This is a genomic window from Bifidobacterium oedipodis (assembly GCF_012932425.1).
Lineage (GTDB): Bacteria > Actinomycetota > Actinomycetes > Actinomycetales > Bifidobacteriaceae > Bifidobacterium > Bifidobacterium oedipodis.
Genome location: NZ_JAAIII010000003.1, coordinates 317,712 through 339,750, shown reverse-complemented (window position 1 = coordinate 339,750; position 22,039 = coordinate 317,712). Strand labels below are relative to the sequence as shown.

The window sequence follows — 22,039 nt, the reverse complement described above, 5'->3', positions numbered from 1 at the left end:
GGTATCATATAGTGTGACGCTAATGATGACGGGAGCGATACCGATGGCCATGAACATGAAGCAGCGCGCCGCGCAAAGCATATATAACATCTGCCTGCTGATTTGCCGGCTGGTGATGATGAACCTGCTGTGGATTGCCTACACGCTGCTGGGGCTGGTCGTGTTCGGTATCGTTCCCGCCACCATCACTGTGGTCGAAGTGTTCCGCGCTTACGAGCGCGAAGGCGACGCATTCGCATGGGCCAAGCGTTCGTGGCAATACTATAAAGCCAACATCAAACGCTTCTGGCTGCTGTCAGCGGGCTTTTCGCTGGTGATGGTCTCCGGTGTGCTCAGCTGGCAGGTGCTGGAATTCCAATCCAACCCATTCGCTTGGGTGCTGCTGATTGTGCTGGTGTATTTGTTCGGCCTTGTGCTGCCGTTCGCGGCGGCCAATGAGGCGAACTTCGACATCACGCGGCTTGCCTTGGTCAAGAACTCGCTGCAACTGCCGCTGATGTGGCCGCTGACTTCTCTGAAGATTCTGGCCGTCGAGGTCGCGGTTACTGCCATCTGCTGGATGGTACCGGGACTGCTTCCCATATTCGCGGTATCCGTGCCGCTGTTTCTCGCCTCGGCGTTCCTGACCGTGCGCTGGAACAAGCAATTGAAATCCATCGGCTCGCCGCTGCTGCCCATTGCCGCTGAGCAGGATCGTAACCAGGGCGGTAGCGTCGCCACCATGTAGCGGTTGCACGGACCAACTTTTCCATAATCAGTAATGAAAGGAGACGCGCATGCCTCCAACAACCACGCGCAACACACCGGTCATCAAGGATGTGGCCCGTTTGGCGGGCGTGTCCGTGCCCACGGTGTCGCGCTATCTCAACGGCACCGCGCGCGTCAGCGACGACAAGCGCGAGAAAATCGCACAAGCCATCAAACTGCTTGGCTACCAGCCGAGTTTTGTGGCGCGTGCTTTGGCCAACAAAGTAATGGATTCGGTCACCATGCTCACCTCGCTGAGCACGTTTTGGGCCACCACACAGATCAACAGTGGCGTGGAAAGCGCCGCGCGCGACAAAGGATTCCTGTTCGGCGTCACCTCACTGGACGGTATTTCAGACAGCGAGTTGGAAAGCACCGTGGGACGTGTGATGTCGGCCAATCCTGCGGGTGTGATCGTCAGCGAATCCGACGAAATCGCTATTCAGGCCATGCGCTTGATCCCCAAGGACGTGCCGATGGTGCTGGTCGGCGGCTCGCGAGGCGACGCACCTTACCAGGTCATGCCCTCCGAACGCGCCGGCGGACGTTGTGTCACCGAGCATCTGCTTGGCCTCGGGCATCAGAATGTGGTGCATGTGCACCGTGCCGAAGGTCCGAACAACAACACTCGTACGTTGGGCTGGCGTGATGCCATGGCTGCAGCTGGTTTGCCTGCCAATCGCAGTTATCAGATATCTGAACATCTGGAGGATTCGCGTGAACTTGGCCGTCGTCTCGCCCATGATCCGAGCGTGACCGCCCTGTTCGCCGGCAACGACGAGACAGCTATCGCCCTGATTCGTGGGCTGCGCGACGAAGGCAAACGCGTGCCGCAGGATGTGTCTGTGGCAGGGTACAACGATCAGCTGTTTTCCATGATATGGGAGCCGGCTCTGACCACCTACAGCCAGAACTTCGTGGAATTGGGGCGCGCGGCTTTCGATATGCTGTATGCGCAGATTGAGGCGAAGCGTGCCGGACAGATGGCCCCTGAGCCGCAATGTCGCATTATTGAAGGCGAGTTGATTGTGCGCGAATCGACTGCCGCACCGCGCGACTGAGGTTGGGGTGCTGCCGCGCCGCAGTATGCAAGCGCTATCGCAGGTTGGAGCCCGTGTCATAATGCTGATAGACGCATATGGGTGAAAGCGGCGAAAGGCGGGCATGATGGCACAGGGTACAACCGGCGCAACGACGCGATCGGGCAAGCAGCGAGGCACCCCGGTTATTAAGGATGTGGCCCGTTTGGCGGGCGTGTCGGTGCCCACGGTGTCGCGCTACCTGAACGGTACCGCGCGCGTGAGCGACGATAAGCGCGAACGCATCGCGCAGGCCATCGAACTGTTGGGATACAAGCCGAGTTTTGTTGCGCGCGCCCTGGCCAACAAGGTGATGGACTCGGTGATGATGCTCACCTCGCTGTCTGGCTACTGGGCCACCACACAGGTCAGCGGCGGCGTGGAACATGGGGCCCGTGATAAGGGCTTTCTCTATGGCGTCACCTCGCTGGATGGTGTAGATGCGGATGAAGTGAACAATATCGTTAGCCGCGTGCTGTCTGCCAATCCTGCGGGCGTGATCGTCAACGAATCCGACGAAATCGCCATCCAGGCGATGCGACAGATCCCTAAGGATATGCCGATGGTATTGATCGGCGGTTCGCGCGGCGATGCTCCGTATCAGGTGATTCCCTCCGAACGTGCAGGCGGACGGCAGGTCACTGAACATTTGCTTGGCCTTGGCCATCAAAGCGTGGTGCACGTGCATCGTGCCGAAGGCCCGAACAATAACACTCGTACGATGGGCTGGCGTGACGCCATGGCCGCCGCCGGCATCGTGGCCACTGAAGCGTATCAAGTCGGCCCTGATTTGAACGAAAGCGTCGAACTGGGCCGTCGGCTCGCTGCAAGCGACACTATCACTGCAATTTTTGCCGGTAACGATGAAACCGCTATTTCTCTGATTAAGGGATTGCATGAGGGCGGCCGAAAAGTCCCCGAGGATATTTCTGTAGCGGGATACAACGATCAGATCTTCGCTCCGCTCTGGGAGCCGGCCCTGACCAGCTACAGCCAGAATTTTGTGGAACTGGGTCAGGAAGCCTTCGATATGTTGTACGCACAAATCGAAGCCAAGCGTGCCGGCGATGAGATGCCAACACCCGAATGCCGTGTGGTGGAAGGCCGTCTAGTCGTGCGTGACTCCACCGCAGCCCCGCGTGCCAAAGCATAGGTAAGGAAGGCTACAGCAGTGGTCGCAGTTGTAAGGTATGTAGCTGCGACCGCTGCTATGCAGCGTTTACAGGGTGGATGTTATGTAGTGGCGTAGCCGCACAGTTGTGTGGCGTATGTCACCGACGCAGAGAAGACTCACGAACCTCTAATGTGAATCCTGCGGTAACAGTTTGGGGCAGTGAGGGGGTGTCTGGGTGATTGATCTGCTGCAGGAGCAGCATCACTGCCGAGCGTGCCATGCCTTGGTAGTCGAGGGCGATGGTGCTTAGGCGCGGAACACTGTACGTAGAAGTGTCGATGCCGTCGAAACCGATGACGGCAACATCCTGGGGCACGCGCACTCCTCGGTCGGCCAACCCGCGCAACACGCCCAAAGCGGTGATGTCGTTGGCGCAGAACACACCGTCGTAGGGCAGTCCGGCGTCGGCCATGCGATAGGCCGCCTCAATTCCCCCTTCGGCCGACCAGTCTACGTCTTCGCATGAGGTTTGGGCGTGGGGCAGCCCAAGGTCGGTGATGGCCTGTTGCGCGGCCAGTATACGTGCGTTACGTGAGCGGCCGGCCAATGGACTTGGCCTGTAGGCGTTGTATGGCAAGGTGTCTTTGCCGATGATTCCGATGCGTGTGCACCCTTGATCGACCAAATGTTTGATGGCGGTCTGTGCGCCACGTCGGCTGGGGGTGTTGACGCTATCGATCAATTGATCGTCCATATAATTCTCGAACATCACTACGGGCTTGCCTCCGACGCAGTCGAGTACTTGCCTAGGGGTAAGGGATGTGGAAATGAAAATAAGGCCATCTGATTGGCTGGCCGAGGCGTTGCGGATGATATCGGCTTCATCGTGGGTGATGAATCGCGACTGTTGAATGCGAGTTTCGAATCCTTGTGTGGTCGCCTCATATGACAGGCTGGTGGCCAGTGAATGGTAATACTGCGTGGCCATGCTGGCGGTGAACAGGGTAATGGTGTTCGTATGCCCGCTGCGTAGTGCTTGAGCTGAGGCATTGACGCGATAGTTCATGCGTTCGGCAATCGTGCGAATGCGAGCCGCCACTTCGCTGCTTACGCCTTCCGTGCCGCGCAACGCCGCTGAAACGGTGGTTGCGGAGACGCCGGCTTTTTTGGCAATGTCCTTCATCGTGACCATGAGACCCCCAGTTGTTGCAATGCGTTTGCTGTGCCTTATCGATAAGGTTATCATACGCCTTGTTGTACTGTATTAACTGCGATTTAAAGTCGCGACACTCCGTAGTTGCAAGAAAGCGATTTCAGTCACATAATTACCTTATCGATAAGGTTCAAGAAGCCGTTAAGTGTGAAAGTAAAGCCATTAAGGCAGTGACTTTACTGAGACAAACAAAGCTTATCGATACGCTATCTAAAGGAGAACATAATGAAGTCATGGAAGACTTTGAAGAACGTGAGTGCCGCTATTCTGGCTGGTGCGCTGACTGTGTCTATGGCCGCTTGCGGCAATACGGCGGATACCACTGCGGGTGATACCAAGTCCGATGGCCCTGTCGAAATCGAAATCTGGAGCTGGGACAAGAATGGCCAGAACGTGGTGGACGCGTTCAACAAATCTCAGGACGAAGTGAAGGCGAAGTTTGTGCTTCAGGCCTCCAACACCGCAATCCAACAGAACTTCCGCAACGCGTTCAAGGCAGAAAGCGGACTGCCCGACTATGTGCAGGGCTTTGCCCCGCTGACCACCAACGTGGCCAACGGCTGGGCTGAGGATATCAGCGAGTCCATCAAGTCCATTCTGGGCGATTACACCGACGCCGCCAAGTCCAACGCGCAATTGGACGGTACCTATTATGGCTTCCCCACGGTGGGTTCTGGTCAGTTCTCGCTGATTAACACCGATGTGAAGGCCAAGTATGGCGTTGAGGATCCGAAGACTTGGGATGAAGTGCTCGAGCTCGGCAAGAAGGCGCAGGCCGATGGTGTCAAGGTGTTCAACCTTGCCGGCGAGGACCCTTCCGTTCTCGAGGCGCTCGCCCAGGAGGCCGGTGCCAACTGGTTCCAGATCGACGGCGACCAGTGGAAGGTGAACTTCCTTGATAAGGGCACGCTGAAGGCCGCGGATGTTATTCAGCAGATGATTGATGGCGATATGGTCTCCAACCAGACCTATAAGGACAGGCCGTCGCTGTACAGCTTCTTCGATTCCGGTAACCTGGCGTTCATGACCACCCAGTACTGGTCCATCAACGGCTACAAGACGAATATGCCGAACACATCCGGCAAATGGGAACCGTTCGAATACCCGGCAATCGACGATTCCGGTTCCAAGACCCCGGGTATCGTCAGCCAGGTGGCCTTCGTACCGGCCGGCACCGATCGCACGCATCAGGATGCGGTGATGAAGTACATCCACTTCACCAACACCGAAGAAGGCATCGAAGCAGGTCGTGATCCGGAGACCAAGACCACTGGTGTGCCGCAGGGACGCAGCGCTGACACCATTGACATCGACAAGTACATCAAGGCCAATATCCCCGAGAACTTCTACTCCGATGATGACAAGGCCTTCGATGTGGTGAAGAATGCCACCGAAACCGTGCTCGGCGAATTCAACCTTGGTCCGAACTATGATGCGTGGTTCCCGGAACTGCAGGATCAGTGGGGCAAGGCCGTTGCCAAGCAGCAGACCGTCAAGCAGGCGCTGGAGAACACCCAGCAGTTCGTTGCTGATGATCTCAAGTCCAAGGGCATCAACTACACCATCGGCTGACAGCTTGGCATCAAGCTAACAAGTTGTAGATAACGGAGTCTCTTCCTTGTTGCTACCTCCTTCGGGAGAGGCTCCGTTTCCAATTCGCGGCTGCGTGTCGTCTCACGCATAACCGGTATCCATATTCAGTATTGGTCTACCAAGGATTCACCATGTCATCCTCAACATCAACTGTCACTCGCTCGAAAGGGCTATCGTGGCGCACGTTGCAGGCCATGAAAGGCTCAACATTTGCGCTGCCTTTCGTCGGTGGCTTTATCTTCTTTGTTTTTATCCCCATCGGTATCGCGTTGGTGGAATCGCTGTATGCCGAAAAGAAATCCGGCTTGGGACTTGGTAAGGCCACACGGTCGTTTGTCGGTTTTGACAATATCGCTCAGGCTTTGCAAGACACCACCTTCTGGACTGGTCTCGGCCGAGTTGCTGTATATGCGATCATCGTTGTGCCGTTGACTCAAGGTCTGTCTATGTTGATGGCGTTACTTATCGATGCTGCCAGCCGCAAAACCGCAAACCGTTTCCGTGTGCTGCTCCTGCTGCCGTACATGACCCCAGGCATTGTCTCCACTATTATCTGGATTTACCTGTATTCCCCGGCAACGAGCCCGTTCAAGGGATTGGGCGTCAATTTCTTCGATTCGAACATGGTATGGGTATCTATGGGCCAGATGGCCATCTGGGCGGGACTCGGCTTCAACATGCTGATTCAATACGGCTCCCTGCAGTCGATTCCCGGCGAAATCATCGAGGCGGCGCGTCTTGATGGTGCCTCCGAATTGAGAATCGCTTGGTCCATCAAGATTCCATACATGATCAGCGCGGTGTCCCTAACCACGATGTTCAACATCATCGGTGTGCTGCAGCTGTTCAACGAACCGTACTTCTTCCGCTCCATCAGCCCGCAGACCATCACCAAAGATTTCACTCCGGCCATGCAGATCTACAACGAGGCGTTCCAGGCAGGCAACCTGAATTATGCGACGGCACTGTCCCTAGTGCTTGCGGTCATCCTCGGTCTCGCTTCCGCATGCGTGTACGCCATTCAGAACAAGGTGGATAAGTGATGAGCACTACAATGAGTAACGCTGTAACAAAAACCAAGAGCGGCTTGTTCCACCATGGCAAGCGTGGCGGAGATATCGAAACCGCAGAGTCTACGGCCGGTCAGGCTAAGGGCGCGGCCAAGTACACGGTGCTTGCCGTGCTGATATTCCTCGCTTTCTATGCGGTGGCACCATTGTGGTGGCTGATTGTAGCCATCACTAAAAGCACGCAAACCATTTACACCACCAATGGCTTGTGGTTCGCTGGAAAATTCAACCTCTTCCAGAACTTGCATGATCTGTTCACTTATCAGGATGGCATCTACTCTACTTGGCTGTGGAACACCATTTGGCTGTCCTCGGTAACATCGGCCGGCGCAATGGTCGTTACCGTTGCTGCTGGGTATGCGTTGGCCAAATATAAGTTCTTCGGCCGTGGCGCGATTATGACCGGCATCATCATCTCGTTCATCATCCCTGGCTCATTGCTGACGGTTCCCTCCTTCCTGCTGTTCAACAAAGTGGGTCTGTACGACAATTGGTGGGTAATGATTCTGCCGGCCATGTTCACGCCGTTCGATACCTATCTGGCCAAGGTGTACGCCGAAAGCGCCGTTCCGGACGAACTGATGGAAGCGGCCCGTATCGATGGTGCCGGCGAGTACCGCATCTTCACCACGATTTCGTGGCGACTGATGGTCACGCCTGCCGCAACGATCTTCCTACTGCATTTCGTGCAGTCGTGGAACTCCTTCATGTGGCCGATGATCTTCCTGAAGGACTACCACAAGTGGACGGTTATGCTCGGTCTGCAATCCTGGCTGGCTCGTGGTACCGATTCCCAGTACGATCTGACCATGATTGTGCTTACCGGCGCATTCATTTCAATGATTCCTGTGATCATTCTTATGATTGCCATGCAGCGCTATTGGAAGTCCGGCATGACTGTCGGCTCACTGAAGTGAACCATAACTAGCGCGTTCCTCCTCTTGGGGCGACGTCCTGCGGGAATCCGGCGAAAAATCCTACTTTCTCCTCCTTATTATTCGCCTGAGAACCGTTTGGGCGTCGTCCCTTTGCGTTGCTGCCATGCAATGTATGTTGCTCTTCTTCATCCTGCGTTCTGTCGGTATGAAGTCGTTCCTTCTTTTTCTCAACAGCTGATTTCGATCATTAATAAATAAGGTGTTCACTATGTGCACTTCTGCTTCTCCGCGGCTTGCCGTGTACCCCGCTCCTGCTGGAGCTCGCCTGAGCTCCGACTACGTTGTGAAAGTCAGGCCATTAAACGGCTCTGATGACGACTGGCAGACACTCGATCTCTACCGTGTGCGTGTGGATATGCATGATCCGGTTGATGCGTCGATGGCGTATTTTGATGCTGATTTCGCTGCGGGAGCGGTTGAGGTTGAGGTGAGCCAGCAAGGGTGGTGCTGTTTCTATCGTGCTGATATCCGGCCGTTGTCGTTGGGCGTGGTGCCGCAGGTTGAATCTCGCTCGGTGAGGTTTGTGGTTGATCGGCCGGTGAACCTGTCGGTGGAGGTGAATCGTGATCGTCGGCATAATTTGCACCTGTTTGTGGGTGATTTGGCCGAGGTGGAGCGGATGGTGGCGGATCCGGATGTGGTGGTCGAGGGGAATCCGAACAGGCCGAACACGATTGATGTGGTGTCGGCTGCGCGCGGGGCGCTGGCCGATATGGCGGCGCGTCCGGAATCCGAACGTCGGCCGGTGAAGGTGTTGGTCAGGCGCGCGCATTATTGCGTGGCGGATTGCGTGATGGATCTGCCGTCGGGTTTGGATGTGGTGCTTGAGGGTGGCGTGGTGATCGATGGCGCGTTCCGTGTGCGGCATGCGCATGACGTGTCGGTGCGCGGGCGTGGCGTGTTCGATCTGTCCGGGTTCAAACGGTTCACCGGATTGAGCGGCCTGCGTGTCGATTTCAGCCATGATGTCGTGGTTGATGGCGTGACGTTTGTGAACCCTCCGCATTACACGGTGATGCTGGGGTCGAGCGATGGCGTGGCGATCCGCAATGTCAAGTCGTTCAGCTGCGAGGGGTGGAGCGATGGCGTGGATATGATGGCGTGCCGCCGGGTGGAGGTTGAGGGGTGCTTCCTGCGTACGTCGGATGATTGCATCGCCGTGTACGGCTCGCGCTGGGACTACCGGGGCGGCACGTCGGACCTGACCGTGCGCGGCTGCGTGCTGTGGGCGGATGTGGCGCATCCGATGATGGTCGGCACGCACGGCGACCACGAGCATGACGGCGACGTGCTGGAGCGTCTGGCCTTCGAGGACATCGACGTGCTGGAGCACAACGAGTACCAGTCGGGGTATCTGGGTGTGATGGCCATCAACGCGGGCGACGCGAACACGGTGCGCGATGTGAGCTGGCGGCGGATCCGTATCGAGGGGTTCCGCCGGGGGCGCGTGCTGGATATCGAGACGAAGTGGAACAGGGACTACAATCCGCGTCCCGGTCGTCTGGTCGAGCGCGTGCTGGTCGAGGACGTGGATGTGGACGCGGCCGGCTGTCTGGACGAGGAGCCGAGCCTGATCCGGGGGTACGACGCGGGGCATCCCGTGCGTGGGGTGACGGTGCGCCGCATGCGTCGCGACGGGCGTGTCTGCGAGGATTTCGCCCAGGCCAACATCCAGGTGGACGGGTCAACCACCCAAAACACCACCATCCAAGCCTAAACGCCGGATCATCTTGGGGGAAGGCTTGATTGCAGGGATATGCATCGGATGTATTTTTGTACATCCGATGCGTATTTTGTGTGCGCTCATGGTGTGTCTGCTGCCATTGCATGGTTTGTTTGTGATTGCGGTTTCATAGTTCAAAATTGCCTTCTTTCTAGTTGATTTTCGTATATTTATCGGCGTGTAGTGAGCTATTTTGATTTGACAATAAGAAACCGCTTTCATATACTATGAATCAGCACAAGTCAACGAAGACCAACCAACAACGAAAGGTGGAAACAAACCATGGCAGTGCAGCACCAAACAGAAGAAGCGGCATACCAGCTTGGCACTGACGAAAATCGCGAATACCTGAAGGCCCTTGGTGAGGATCTGCTCGCTTTCGGCCACAACTTCCCGGCACCGCAGGGTGGCTCCATGTGGCTTAATGCTGATGGCAGCACCGACTCGAGCCAGGGTATCCAAACTTGGATCACCTGCCGCATGGCACACGTCTACTCCATGGGCGCGATGCTTGGCCACTCCGGCTCCGAAGAACTCGTCGACGCCGCGCTCAAGGGCCTGACCGGCCCGCTGCATGACGACAAGAACGGCGGCTGGTATCCGCAAATCGCTATGGACGGCACCCCCGATCCGGGCAAAATCTGCTACACGCATGCCTTCGTGATGCTTGCCGCATCCTCTGCCACGCTGATCGGACGCCCCGGTGCCAAGGAACTCCTCGACGAAGCCATCGACACCTTCATGAAGCACTTCTGGAACGAAGACGAAGGTCTGGCCGTCGATACGTGGAACACCGAATTCACCGAACTGGATCCGTACCGTGGCGTCAACGCCAACATGCACACCACCGAAGCCTTCCTTGCGCTTGCCGACGTGCTGAAGGACGAAGCCTGGCGCGAACGTGCCGGCCGTATCGCCCGTCATGTGGTCTCTTGGGCCGAAGCCAACGAATGGCGCATCCCTGAGCATTTCAAGTCCGATTGGACGCCGGATCTCGAATTCAACGCCGACAAGAAGGATGACCAGTTCAAGCCCTATGGTGCCACTCCGGGCCACGGTATTGAATGGGCGCGCCTGATCACCCAGTACGCGCTGAGCTCCAAGGCCATCGACGAAACCGAGAAGCAGCGTCTAATCGCCGCCGCCGAGCATCTCTTCGACCGTGCGGTCAAGGATGGCTGGGCCACTTGCGCAGGCAACAAGCTCGGCCTGGCCTACACCACCGATTGGAAGGGCGTGCCGGTGGTTACCGATCGTATGCACTGGACCTTGGCCGAAGGTGTCAATACCTCCGCCACACTCGCCAAGGTGACTGGTGACCATAAGTATGAGGAATGGTACCAGCGTTTCTGGCAGTATATCGACGACTGCCTGGTCGACCACGAGCTTGGCTCCTGGTTCCATCAGCTTGACCTCAACAATCAGGTTATCGGCACCGTATGGCCCGGCAAATCCGACCTGTACCACGCGTTCCAAAGCACGTGGATTCCGCGCCTCGACCCGGCCGTGTCCGTAGCACCCGCGCTGAAGGCCCGAGTGGATGGTATCGCTGCCGCTCCGGGTGCCAACGCCACCGCGCGTCAGCTGCACTTCGATATCGGTCGCTTCCCGACCGCTGCCGCTTGGGCCATCATGACCTGCATGTAATACAACCTGTGCGTCGTACGCCGAAATCCTGTTCCGCGGCCCTGCGGTAGCTAAGCGACGGCGTTATCTTGACTTCCCGGGGCTTATGAGTGGTGCCTTTCCCCTTTTTCGGGTGCTGCCCATAAGCCTCGGGTTCTTTGTTATGAATCAAAAGTCCCGATATATCGGCATATCTACGGGGTTGTGATAATGGCCTTAGTCACAGCCTGCGGAATATGACGGTATTTCCGGGTAGTGATAGGGGAGGCTGTATCACAACCCCAGAAATACGCCTGTATCTGCTGATAGTGATAGCGGCCTCCTATCATTACCCACGAAATATGCCGATAACTATGGGGTTGTGATAAATCGTTCCTGTCACAAGCCTGTATTTATGCGTATATTTGCGCGATGGTGATAAAACGCTGTATCACAACTTCCGAAATATCACGATATCTGTGGGGTTGTGACGGCCAAGGCAGGGGGTTGTGACAGCCAAGGCCGGGGGCGGAACGGTATCGGTCGAAGCCGAAGCGAACAGAACCCATACGACAGTCCTAGTAGACTTGGATGGCATGCGAAGAACCGGACATCGAGCGATTAAAACGGCTACTACCTTGGCGGCATCCCTGCTGGCCATGAGTTTGGCGGGTTGTGGGGCGGTGGCTGCCCAGGATAATCGCACGGTGATCAGCGTATGGAGCTGGGAGCCGAGCATGGGCAAGGTTATCAGCCGATTCGAAGCCGCCAATCCGGATATTCGCGTCGAATGGACGAATATCTCCGGCTACGAGAATCTCAACACCGCCATTCAGGACGGTTACGGCACCCCGGATGTGGCACAGATCGAATACTATGCACTGCCGCAGTACGCCGTGTCCGGACAGCTGCTGGATATAACCGATCGCGTCGGCTCCGATTACTCGAACTTCTTCACTCCCGGCACTTGGAGCTCCGTGCAGCTCGCCGGCCGTGTCTACGGGCAACCGATGGACTCTGGGCCGATGGCCTTCTTCTATAACAAGGACGTCTTCGAACAGGCCGGCGTGGATGCCACCCAAATCAAAACTTGGGATGACTATTACGAAGCCGCAAAAAAACTTAAGAAAATCGGCGTATATATTGCGGCCGACGCAGGCGACGCCAGTTTCTACGCTGCAATGATCTGGCTTGCCGGCGGACGCCCCTTCCACACCAGCCAGGACGGCAAAACCGTGACCATCGATGTCAACGGCGACGCCGGCACCCAACGCTTCACCGAATTCTGGCAGAAGATGATCGACGAGGGACTGGTGGACACCACATCGACCACATGGAGCGACAGATGGAAGCGACGCGTCGGGTCGGGCACCATCGCCTCCGTATTCTCCGGCGCATGGATGCCTTCGCTGTTGCTTTCCAACGTGCCCGGCGCCTCAGGCCTTTGGCGCGTCACCACCATGCCTACCGCCGATGGTGAATCCACCAACGCCGAAAGCGGTGGCTCGGCGCTGTGCGTGCTGCAGTTGACACGCAAGCCGGATGCTGCCTATCGTTTTGTGGATTTCGTTACCCACGATGAGCAGGGCATTAGCGCGCGTGTGGACGGCGGTGCTTTCCCCGCTGACTATGCCACGCTTGATAGTGAGGAATTCCTTGACAAAACCACCATCACTAACGATCGTGGCATTGAAATTCCGTATTTTGGCGGTCAGAAATTCAACCGTGTGCTGTCCGACGCCGCCGAAGACGTATCGGCAGGATACCAGTATCTACCGTTCGAGGTCTACGCCCGCAACGATTTCAAAAGCACCGTCGGTGACGCCTACGATTGGGCCGGCGATTTTCAGCGTTATACTCAGCGTGAAGAGGCCATCAAAGCCGGTCAGACCGACTCTGAAGGCAATCCTTTGCAGTCGCTCGAAAAGCCCGGCAAAAAGTTCAGTCTCGCCGATGGGCTTGCCGCTTGGCAGAAGGATTTGAAAGAATACGGCAACAACCAGGGCTTTACCATCCAGTAGCGGACTGGTTGGTGATAGTGAGCCTGTGATAGTGAGCCAGTGGTGTTCCTGCAGGGAACGCAGGTGGCGCAGTTGGCAGGGACACCACTGAATGGTGTTTCGTCGGATGGCAAACGATACCGGTGATAGGTCGGCAACGCCGGTAGCGATCTAGCGATTCGACAGAGGCCTACCGGGAATTGCGGTTATAGATGTAGGCCATGCCCTTGAAAATCAGATCGGGGTCATAGACGTCGATCAGATCCGTATCAGTGGCGAAAATGCGCCCCAAGCCGCCGGTGACAATCACCGTGAACCGTTCGCCATCGAGTTCACGGCGGAACTGTTCGATGGTGCGTTCCACGCCGCCTAGGAATGTGTAATACAAGCCCGCCTGCATGCAATCCCTGGTATTAGTGCCTAGAATCGTTTTCGGCTTGGTGATTTCCACCTCCGGCAGCTGCGCGGTGTCACCCCACAGAGCCGCCGCACCTGCGCGAATGCCTGTGGTGATAATGCCGGCGTCGATCACACCATGCCCGTCAACATGCGTGAATGTGGTCGCCGTGCCGAAATCGGCCACCAGCGCAGGGCCACCGTACACGTGATACGCGCCGGCGCAGTCGGCCAGAATGTCCGCGCCCAAGGACTTGGGGTCGTCGATGCGCACGTTCATGCCGGTGCGGATTCCAGGTCCGATAATCATTGGCTCCAAACCAAGGAATTTGACGATGGAAGCACGGAAGGAATGCATAACCTTGGGCACCACCGAACAAATAATCACGTCATCCACGTCGTCCGCTTCGAAGCCACTCATATGCAGGAACTCGTTGAGCAGCATGCCGTATTCGTCCGACGTATGATTCGCTTTGGTGGTGATGCGATAGGTGCCGACGATGGTATAGCCATCATCCTTGGGTGATTCATCCAAAAAACCAAGCACGATGTTCGTGTTGCCGATGTCAACCGCGACCAGCATGATAACCCTCTTTCCGCCCGCTTGCCGCAGGGCTCCTGTGATGGATTTCACAGGCCATGATAGCGCCAATCAATGGCAACGACGAGGCCCTGGGTGGCCCGCGACTTATACTATCTGCACGGTGGTCGACCATCTTACGGCGGCCAACCTTGCATATTACTGAAGATATAGAGGAAGAACCATGTCTCAAGACAATGGTGTGCATGCCAATGGCAGCGCAACCGAGAACCAGACAACCTCAGCCAGCACGGACGCAAGCCTCGAAGCCCATGCCAAGGCACCGCAATCCCGTGGCCCCAAATGGTGGCTGTGGGTCATCATCGCCGCAGTGGTCGTAGTGGCGCTTGTCGTCGGCTTCAACGCCTTCGCCAAGAAGGGTGGCAATGATAGTGCGGCAACGAACGATGGCGCAGCGGCCGATACCGTAACCGTAGGCCTTAAGCTCGCCCCCACCAACCTTGATATTCGCAACCAGTCGGGTTCGGCGCTGGATCAGATCCTGATCGGCAACGTCTATGAAGGACTGGTCGCACGCAACGATCAGAACCAGGTCGTGCCCTCCATCGCCTCCAGCTGGGAGGAATCCAAGGACGGTTTGACCTACACCTTCCATCTCAACGATGGCATGACCTTCTCCAACGGCGACAAGCTCGACGCCGAAGATGTGGCATGGTCGATCAACGAACTCATCGACAAGCAGTACCATGATGCCGACGCGCTGGAAGCCGTCAGCAAGGTGGAGGCCAGCGATGCGAACACTGTGGTCATCACGTTGAAGCAGCCGAACGCCAACCTTCTGTGGACCCTGACCGGTCGCCCCGGTTTGGTGTTCGACAAGGATGCGAAGTACGACGCCAAAACCGAAGCCCTCGGCTCCGGACCCTACACCGTGGCCAAGTTCGTGGAAAACGATTCCATCACCCTCAAAGCCAACGACAAGTACTGGGGCAAGAACAAGGCGAAGACTCCTAACGTGATCGTTCGGTACTTCACCGACGACAACGCCGCAGTCAACGCACTGAAGTCCGGTGACGTGCAGGTGCTCGCGCCGATCACCGAAAACCTCGCCGAACCGTTCAAGAACGACACCGCCAACTACACAGTGAAGGCCGGCGACGGCACCGACAAGTACGTTATGGCATTTAACAACGCCGCCGGCAAAACCACTGCAGACAAGCGCATCCGCCAGGCCATTCGTTACGCCATCAACCACGACGAGCTCATCGCCTCGCGCGGCGGTGCCGACAAGCCACTCGGCGGCCCCATCCCCAGTCTCGACCCCGGCTACGAAGACCTGACCGGCCTCTATCCGTTCGATCAAGCCAAGGCCAAGGAACTGCTCGCCGAAGCTGGCTACTCCACCGATCATCCGTTGCAGCTCACCCTGACCTACGCCAACACCTATGGCACCGAAATCGGCGACCAGCTGCGCTCGCAGCTTAAGGAAGTCGGCATCGATCTGAAGGTCAACGTCGTGGAATTCTCCACTTGGCTGCAGGATGTGTACACGAACAAGGATTACGACATTTCCTTGGTGGATCACAACGAAAGCCACGACTTCTACCAGTGGAGCGATCCTACCTATTACTACGGCTACGACAATAAGGAAGTGCAGAAGCTGTACGCCGAGGGCGTGGCTGCCACCAGCGACAAGGAGCGCGACGAAAAGTTCGCCGAGGCCGCCAAGCTTGTCTCCGAGGACGCTCCCGCCGACTGGCTGTTCAACTACCGCATCACCACCGCCACGGCAAAGGGTGTGGAAGGCTTCCCGTTCAATATGAACCAGACCATCCTGCCGCTGTACAACGTGACCTACACGCCCAGCAAGTAGCGGTTGAGATGCTTCGACTTCGCTCAGCATGACGATGGTGTGTTGTCGGCGTGGCGAGAGTGCACTTAATGTCATCCTGAGCGGAGGACACAGTCCGGAGTCGAAGGATCTCGTGCGACCGGGATGCTTCGGCTCCGCTCAATATGACGAGAAAAATGGTCGATAACGATAAGGAAATGTCGACATGCGATTTGTGATACGCCGGCTGCTGCTGTTCGCGGCGGCGCTTTTCGGCATCTCCATACTGGTGTTCATTGCCCTGCGTATTCTGCCGGGCGATGTGGCCACCGTGATGGCCGGGCTGAATTCGCCGCCGGAACGTGTTGCCGCGCTGCGCGAACAGTTGGGGCTGAACAAGCCGCTGCCCCTGCAATATCTTGACTGGGCCAGTGCCCTGTTAACCGGCAACTTCGGCACATCAATCCTGACCGGCCGCTCAATCAGTTCGCTGGTGGCCGCGCGTGCGTCACTGACGTTTCCGCTGATTATCCTTGGCCTGCTGGTGGCGCTGGCCATCGGACTGCCGCTGGGTTGCGCCTGCGTGCTGGTTCGCTCGCCGCGCGTGCGCTCGCTGCTGCATGTAATCGCCATCATCGGCGGTGCAATCCCAGCCCTATGGGGTGGTCTGCTGCTGATTCTGTTGTTTTCGCGCGGCTCAGGGCTCATCGGCATCTTCCCCTCGCAAGGATTCCCACAAGCTGGCTGGGCCGACCCGGCGCGCGCGATGCTGTCGCTGATTCTGCCGGCATTGACAGTCGGCATCATCGTGGGAGCATCGATTATGCGTTACACACGTTCGGCGCTGGCGGATCTGGCATCTTCCGGATACGTCGATATGGCGATGTCATGCGGCATGACGCGCACCCAAGCGGTGCTGCGCGTGGGGCTGCGACTGGCGACCGCACAACTGGTGTCCGTAATCGGCCTGACGTTCGCCTCCATGATCACCGGCGTAATGGTGGTCGAAAACCTCTTCGCGCTGCCCGGCATCGGCCAAGGACTGGTCACCGATCTGGGCAACCGCGACCTGATCGCCGTGCAAAGCGAACTGTTTATGCTCGCCGCATTCTTCCTATTCGTTGGTTTGGTGGTCGATCTGCTGCATCGTGCGCTCGATCCGCGACTGAAATCTGCCGAATCCGCCGATGGTGAGGAGGTGTCCTGATGAGTGCCGCAGTTGTTGTGCTCAAATCCATATGGGCCAAAGCGGAAGGCAAGTACGCATTGGTTGTGCTGGCCCTGTGGGTGGCAGTCTCGCTCGTCTCCATGATCTGGACGCCGCAATCATTATGGGATACCGACGGCTACCACGTTTGGGCCAAACCTTCCGCAGACCACTGGCTTGGCACCGACGGCACCGGCAGCGACGTGTTCAGCTGGCTGATGGCTGGCGCGCGCACGAATCTGCTGATCGTCATACTGACGATTGTGGTCTCCGCCGTGCTGGGATTGCTGCTGATCGCCGCGATGGTCTCGCGTCACAGTGCGCTCGCCGGCACTTCGGTTGTTGTGGTCGATGCGCTGATTTCCATTCCGACCACCTTGATTGCGCTGGTGCTGGCCGTGCCCATGGGCGCCTCCATCGCCGTGATTGTTGCGGCCTGCGGATTCGGCTACGGGTTGAATCTGGCGCGTGTAGCCCGTCCGGCCGCACTTTTGGCTGCACGTTCCGGTTATGTGGAGTCGGCATTGTCGAATGGCGCCGGGGGCTTCAAAGTGCTGGTGAGCCACATCATTCCTAATATTGTGCCGGTGCTGGCCGTGCAGCTGTCGCTGTCTGCGGGAACGGCCGTGCTTGCCGAGGCCGGGCTGACTTATCTTGGCATCGGCGTGCCGTCTGGGGTGCCGAGTTGGGGACATTCGCTGTCCACGTCGGTGAAGTTCATTAATGTGTATCCGCTGACTGTGCTGTGGCCGGGCCTGATCGTCACGCTGGTGGTGATTGCGCTGAACCTGTTCGGCGATGCCCTGCGCGACGCCATCGATCCCACAGTCAATCCAAACCTGCGCGAGGTGAGTGCAAATGGCCGTTGACGTTCAGAATTTGCATATCGCCATCGGCGGCCGCGAGATTGTTAGCGGCGTCAACCTCACTGTGGCGGATGGCGAACGTGTTGGTTTGATTGGTTCGTCCGGTTCGGGCAAGTCGATGATTTCCAAGGCTTTGCTTGGACTGTTGCCTGCGGAGAGTGCTATTCGTGGTGGTATTGCGCTGGGGGATACGGTTGTTGCGGCTGCGGGGCGTGACGTTGCTGGTGCTGGTGCAAGGGCTGGTTACGCTGTGTCCGACCAGCAGCTTGCCGATTTGCGTGGTCGTTACGTGGGCACGGTGTTCCAGAATCCTGCGGCTACGCTGAACCCGGTGTGGACCGTGGCCAAGCAGGTCGCGCTGCCGTTGCGATTGCACTACAACCTGACCAAGGCTGATCGGCTGGAACGTGTGATGGACATGCTGCGCAAGGTCGGTTTGCCTGAGGAGGCGGCCGGTAAATATCCTTGCGAACTTTCTGGTGGACAGCAGCAGCGCGTGGGATTGGCTACTGCGCTGATTACCTCGCCCAGATTCATCATTGCGGATGAGCCGACTACGGCGCTTGACTCCATTACGCAGCGCCAGATTGTGGATCTGCTGGTGTCGTTGGTGGATGATGCTGGCGCATCGATGTTGTTCATTACCCATGATTTCTCCGTGCTTGCCCGCGCCACCACACGCTGCTATGTGTTGGATGAGGGGCGCGTGGTTGAGGAAGGTGACACCATGCGACTGCTTGCCGAGCCCAAGACCGCACAAACGACTCGGCTGGTGGAGGCCGCCCGCATGCTGACATTGGAGGTGCATCATGACTGATGACTCGGCTGAAGTGCTGGCTGGCGGATTGGACGGCGGATTGACTGGCGGGCCTGCTGGTGCGGGTACTGGCGTCGGTACTGGTACCAGCGATGGCGACGGTGGTGTATTGCTGCGTGGTCGTGGCATCAACAAGTCTTTTGGTCGTGGCGCGAAGCGCGAGCAGGTGCTGTTCGATGTGAGCGTCGAAGTGAAGGCGGGGGAGTGCCTTGCCGTGATTGGCGGCTCCGGTTCGGGCAAATCAACGTTGACGCGCATTCTGCTGGGACTTGAGACGGCTGATTCAGGAATCGTGGAATATCGCGGACTGCCGGTGAACGTGGCGGAAGGCTCGTCTGCCGGTTCTGTGCTGTCTGGCGGTGTGACGGCTGGTGGTGCGGCTGAGGATAGTGTGGCTGAGGATAGTGCGGCTGTTGGCGGTGCGTTTGCTAGCGGCACAGCATCGAGTGCCAAGCCTTTGACGCTAGCTGGCATGCGCAGGTTGCCGGGCTTCCAGATGCTGAGGCAGGAATCTGGATTGGTGTTTCAAGATCCGTTCGGCTCGCTGGATCCTCGTTGGACGGTGGAGCGTTCCGTCGCCGAACCCCTGAAATTAAGCGAAAACGGGAGCGAGCAGGCTAACGGGCAAAGTAGGCCGGCAAACAGTGCACGTGGTGAACATGGCGTGCGTGGGTGGCATAGGTCTGGTGGGCAGAGCAGCGATGCGATTGCCGAGCGTGTGGCTGATGTGTTGCGGTCGGTGGCGCTTGATCCGGCGGAATTCATGCACCGTTATCCGTGTGATTTGTCTGGCGGGCAGGCTCAGCGTGTGGCCATTGCCAGAGCCATTGTTAAACGGCCGCGGCTGATTCTGGCCGATGAGCCGATGAGTGCCATCGATGTGGCTGCGCGCGTGCAGATTCTTGACGCGTTGCAGACCATCGTGCACGGTGTGGGCGGTGATGCATCCGGCATGGATGGCGTGGGCGAATCGCTTGATAATGATGATGCGAGCGATATCGATGGATCACGCGGATCGCAAGCGTTGCTCGATGAAGATCGTGGCCGTAATAGCAGTGCGTCGAGAACTGCCGACAGGCCGGCGCTGATTATCGTCTCCCATGATCTAGGCGTGGTGCAGCATCTGGCGGATCGAATTGTGGTGCTCCATAAAGGGCATGTGGTGGAGCAGGGTGAGACGGCGACGGTGTTGGGCAATCCGCAACATCCTTACACCAAACAGCTTATCGCAGCTGCATCAATGTGATTATGATGATTGTCATCGCTCTGATTTGTTCATAATTGTGCGATTTTGTCTTCACCAGTGATAGTATTGCGTGATGGTAACGCAAACATTGTGTGGAAGAGAGGAACCACCATGAGCAATCAGGCGCAAGGGGTGGCCGGAGCAAACGCATCCGGAACCAAGTCGTCAGGTATGGGCGTTCGGCAGAAAGTGGCCTACGCCTTCGGTAATTTCGGTCAGTCCGCGTTCTATAACGCACTGAGCACCTATTTCGTGCTGTATGTCACCCAGACGCTGTTCGCTGGCGTCGACAAAGCGCTGTCCGCCAAGCTAATCGGCGTCATCACCGGTCTGATTGTGATCATTCGTATCGCCGAAATCTTCCTGGATCCGCTGCTGGGCAACCTCATCGACAACACCGATACCAAGTGGGGCCGTTTCCATCCTTGGCAGTTCGTCGGCGGCATCGTTTCCGCCGTGCTGATCGTTATGGTTTACACCGGTCTGTTCGGTCTGGTCAACGTCAACACCACTGTGTTCATCGTGCTGTTCGTCGTGGTGTTCATCGTGCTCGACGTGTTCTACTCCCTGCGTGACATCTCCTACTGGGGCATGATCCCGGCCCTGAGCTCCGACTCTCACGAGCGCTCCATCTATGCTTCGCTCGGCAACCTCGCCGGCACCTTGGGCTACAACGGTCTGACTATGGTCGTTGTGCCGATCGTCACCGGATTCACCTTCATGTTCACCGGCCAGAAGGATACGGAAGGCCAGGCTGGCTGGACCTCCTTCGCTGTGATCGTTGCTATTCTCGCCGTGCTCACCTGCCTTTCCGTGGTGTTCGGCACCACGGAAAGCACCAGCGAACTGCGCGCCAAGGCGCAGAAGTCCGGCAGTCCGCTGCAGGCGTTCAAGGCCATCTTCCAGAACGACCAGCTGCTGTGGACGGCGCTGAGCTACCTGCTGTACTCCATCGCCAAGGTCGCCACCACCGGTGTGCTGATGCTGCTGTTCAAGTTCGTGCTTGACATGGAATCCATGTTCTGGATCGCCGGTCTGGTGCCGTGGGTCGCCGATCTGATCGTGGCCTCCCTGTACCCGATCGTCAACCAGTTCGTGCCGCGTCGATTCCTGTTCCTCGGTGGTATGGCGATGATGGCCTGCGGTTATCTGGTGTTCATCTTCAGCTCCGACAGCCTGCCGATGGTGATTCTCGCGCTGATCCTGTTCTACATTCCTGAGACGATGATCTCCACCACCGCCATCCTGACCATGACCGATTCCATCGAATATGGTCAGCTGCGCAACGGTCGACGCAATGAGGCTGTGATTCTTTCCGTGCGCCCGATGCTCGACAAGATCGCTGGTGCACTGTCCAACGGCATGGTCGGCTTCATCACCGTGGCCGCCGGTATGATTGCCGGTGCCAGCGCCGACGATATGACCGCCGCCAATATCGCCACTTTCAAGACATGGGCGTTCATCGCTCCGCTGGTGGTGATTGTGGCCGGCTTCCTCGTGTTCATGTTCTTCGTCAAGCTATCGGAGAAGAAGCATGCCGAGATTGTTGCTGAGCTGCAGCGCAAGCTTGCTGATGAGGATGCTCCTGCGAAGTCTGCTGACTGATGACTATTGGCTGATAGTTGCTGATTGATAATTGTTGATTGGTGGCTATTGGCTGATGACTATTGGTTTGTGACAAGGTGTTGGGTTGATTCGTTCATCTGATGCCCGGTATGTCTGACGATTGTCGTCGTTGAAAGCCGTTCGGTGCGCGCCTGCAATAGGTGCGTGTCGGGCGGCTTTTCTGTTTTCTATTTGCTGTTATGTGGGGTTGTGTGTCGTTGTTTGTTGGGTGGGTGGCGTTGTGTTGGATTGGACAGTGTGGTGTGACATTGCGTGGGGACGTGGCATGGATGGTGCCGTGTTTTATGGAATAGCGCCACGCCCTGAATCGAACATTTGTTCTATATTCTGGTATGATAGTTGGGCCAAGAACAAGCGTGAGGAGGTGACAGGCGTGGCAATGGTGTCGGGCAATGGCGAGACTGGTCGAGATGAGCAAAGGGGACGG

At 57.3% G+C, this 22,039-nt stretch carries 16 protein-coding genes and 1 pseudogene; 15 read left to right on the top strand and 2 right to left on the bottom strand.

What is annotated here, in order from left to right; genetic code table 11:
• Positions 1–43: 43 nt before the first annotated feature.
• From G1C95_RS06510 to G1C95_RS06500, 3 genes are all read left to right on the top strand, one after another.
• Positions 44–727: a YesL family protein gene (locus G1C95_RS06510; protein WP_169172141.1), complete on the top strand. Its 684-nt coding sequence runs from the start codon at positions 44–46 to the stop codon at positions 725–727.
• Positions 728–776: 49 nt separating this feature from the next.
• On the top strand, positions 777–1,808 hold the full coding sequence (locus G1C95_RS06505; protein ID WP_169172140.1) for a LacI family DNA-binding transcriptional regulator: 1,032 nt from the start codon (positions 777–779) through the stop codon (positions 1,806–1,808).
• A 103-nt stretch (positions 1,809–1,911) separates the two neighbouring features.
• A complete protein-coding gene (locus G1C95_RS06500; RefSeq protein WP_240947462.1) occupies positions 1,912–2,979 on the top strand; it encodes a LacI family DNA-binding transcriptional regulator in 1,068 nt (355 codons plus the stop codon).
• Between the two features lie 118 nt (positions 2,980–3,097).
• On the opposite strand, the gene G1C95_RS06495 is transcribed toward G1C95_RS06500, so the two are convergent.
• A complete protein-coding gene (locus tag G1C95_RS06495; protein WP_169172138.1) occupies positions 3,098–4,132 on the bottom strand; it encodes a LacI family DNA-binding transcriptional regulator in 1,035 nt (344 codons plus the stop codon).
• Between the two features lie 246 nt (positions 4,133–4,378).
• On the opposite strand from G1C95_RS06495, the gene G1C95_RS06490 reads away from it, so the two are divergent.
• The 6 genes and pseudogenes from G1C95_RS06490 (at position 4,379) to G1C95_RS06465 (ending at position 13,103) form a co-directional block, all read left to right on the top strand.
• Complete coding sequence (locus tag G1C95_RS06490) at positions 4,379–5,725, top strand: ABC transporter substrate-binding protein (protein ID WP_169172137.1); 1,347 nt, start codon at positions 4,379–4,381, stop codon at positions 5,723–5,725.
• A 152-nt stretch (positions 5,726–5,877) separates the two neighbouring features.
• Positions 5,878–6,789: a carbohydrate ABC transporter permease gene (locus tag G1C95_RS06485; protein WP_205832737.1), complete on the top strand. Its 912-nt coding sequence runs from the start codon at positions 5,878–5,880 to the stop codon at positions 6,787–6,789.
• Entirely contained in the window at positions 6,789–7,733 is a 945-nt protein-coding gene (locus tag G1C95_RS06480; RefSeq protein WP_169172136.1) for a carbohydrate ABC transporter permease, read from the top strand. Before G1C95_RS06485 ends, G1C95_RS06480 begins: the two co-directional genes overlap by 1 nt.
• Before the next feature lie 229 nt (positions 7,734–7,962).
• Positions 7,963–9,471, top strand: coding sequence for a glycosyl hydrolase family 28 protein (locus G1C95_RS06475; RefSeq protein WP_169172135.1), 1,509 nt, complete (start codon positions 7,963–7,965; stop codon positions 9,469–9,471).
• Between the two features lie 288 nt (positions 9,472–9,759).
• Positions 9,760–11,007 (top strand): annotated as a pseudogene (locus G1C95_RS06470) (AGE family epimerase/isomerase); the annotation flags it as partial.
• A gap of 734 nt (positions 11,008–11,741) precedes the next feature.
• The gene (locus tag G1C95_RS06465; RefSeq protein WP_417852262.1) at positions 11,742–13,103 is read left to right on the top strand and encodes an ABC transporter substrate-binding protein; all 1,362 of its coding nucleotides are present in this window, start codon (positions 11,742–11,744) and stop codon (positions 13,101–13,103) included.
• 169 nt (positions 13,104–13,272) lie between these two features.
• Here G1C95_RS06465 and G1C95_RS06460 read toward each other — a convergent pair whose 3' ends face one another.
• A complete protein-coding gene (locus G1C95_RS06460; protein WP_169172132.1) occupies positions 13,273–14,061 on the bottom strand; it encodes a type III pantothenate kinase in 789 nt (262 codons plus the stop codon).
• Between the two features lie 181 nt (positions 14,062–14,242).
• Between G1C95_RS06460 and G1C95_RS06455 the strand changes: the two genes are divergently transcribed.
• The 6 genes from G1C95_RS06455 (at position 14,243) to G1C95_RS06425 (ending at position 21,591) form a co-directional block, all read left to right on the top strand.
• Positions 14,243–15,892, top strand: a complete 1,650-nt coding sequence (locus tag G1C95_RS06455; RefSeq protein WP_169172131.1) for an ABC transporter substrate-binding protein — start codon at positions 14,243–14,245, stop codon at positions 15,890–15,892.
• 184 nt (positions 15,893–16,076) lie between these two features.
• Positions 16,077–17,057: an ABC transporter permease gene (locus tag G1C95_RS06450; RefSeq protein WP_169172130.1), complete on the top strand. Its 981-nt coding sequence runs from the start codon at positions 16,077–16,079 to the stop codon at positions 17,055–17,057.
• Positions 17,057–17,926 (top strand): ABC transporter permease, encoded by an 870-nt coding sequence (locus G1C95_RS06445; protein WP_169172129.1) that lies wholly within the window; start codon positions 17,057–17,059, stop codon positions 17,924–17,926. Before G1C95_RS06450 ends, G1C95_RS06445 begins: the two co-directional genes overlap by 1 nt.
• Positions 17,916–18,740, top strand: a complete 825-nt coding sequence (locus tag G1C95_RS06440; protein ID WP_169172128.1) for an ATP-binding cassette domain-containing protein — start codon at positions 17,916–17,918, stop codon at positions 18,738–18,740. The genes G1C95_RS06445 and G1C95_RS06440 overlap by 11 nt, the downstream gene beginning before the upstream one ends.
• Positions 18,741–18,849: 109 nt before the next feature.
• Entirely contained in the window at positions 18,850–19,986 is a 1,137-nt protein-coding gene (locus tag G1C95_RS06435; protein WP_417852261.1) for an ATP-binding cassette domain-containing protein, read from the top strand.
• A gap of 111 nt (positions 19,987–20,097) precedes the next feature.
• On the top strand, positions 20,098–21,591 hold the full coding sequence (locus G1C95_RS06425; RefSeq protein WP_169172127.1) for a glycoside-pentoside-hexuronide (GPH):cation symporter: 1,494 nt from the start codon (positions 20,098–20,100) through the stop codon (positions 21,589–21,591).
• Positions 21,592–22,039 lie beyond the last annotated feature (448 nt).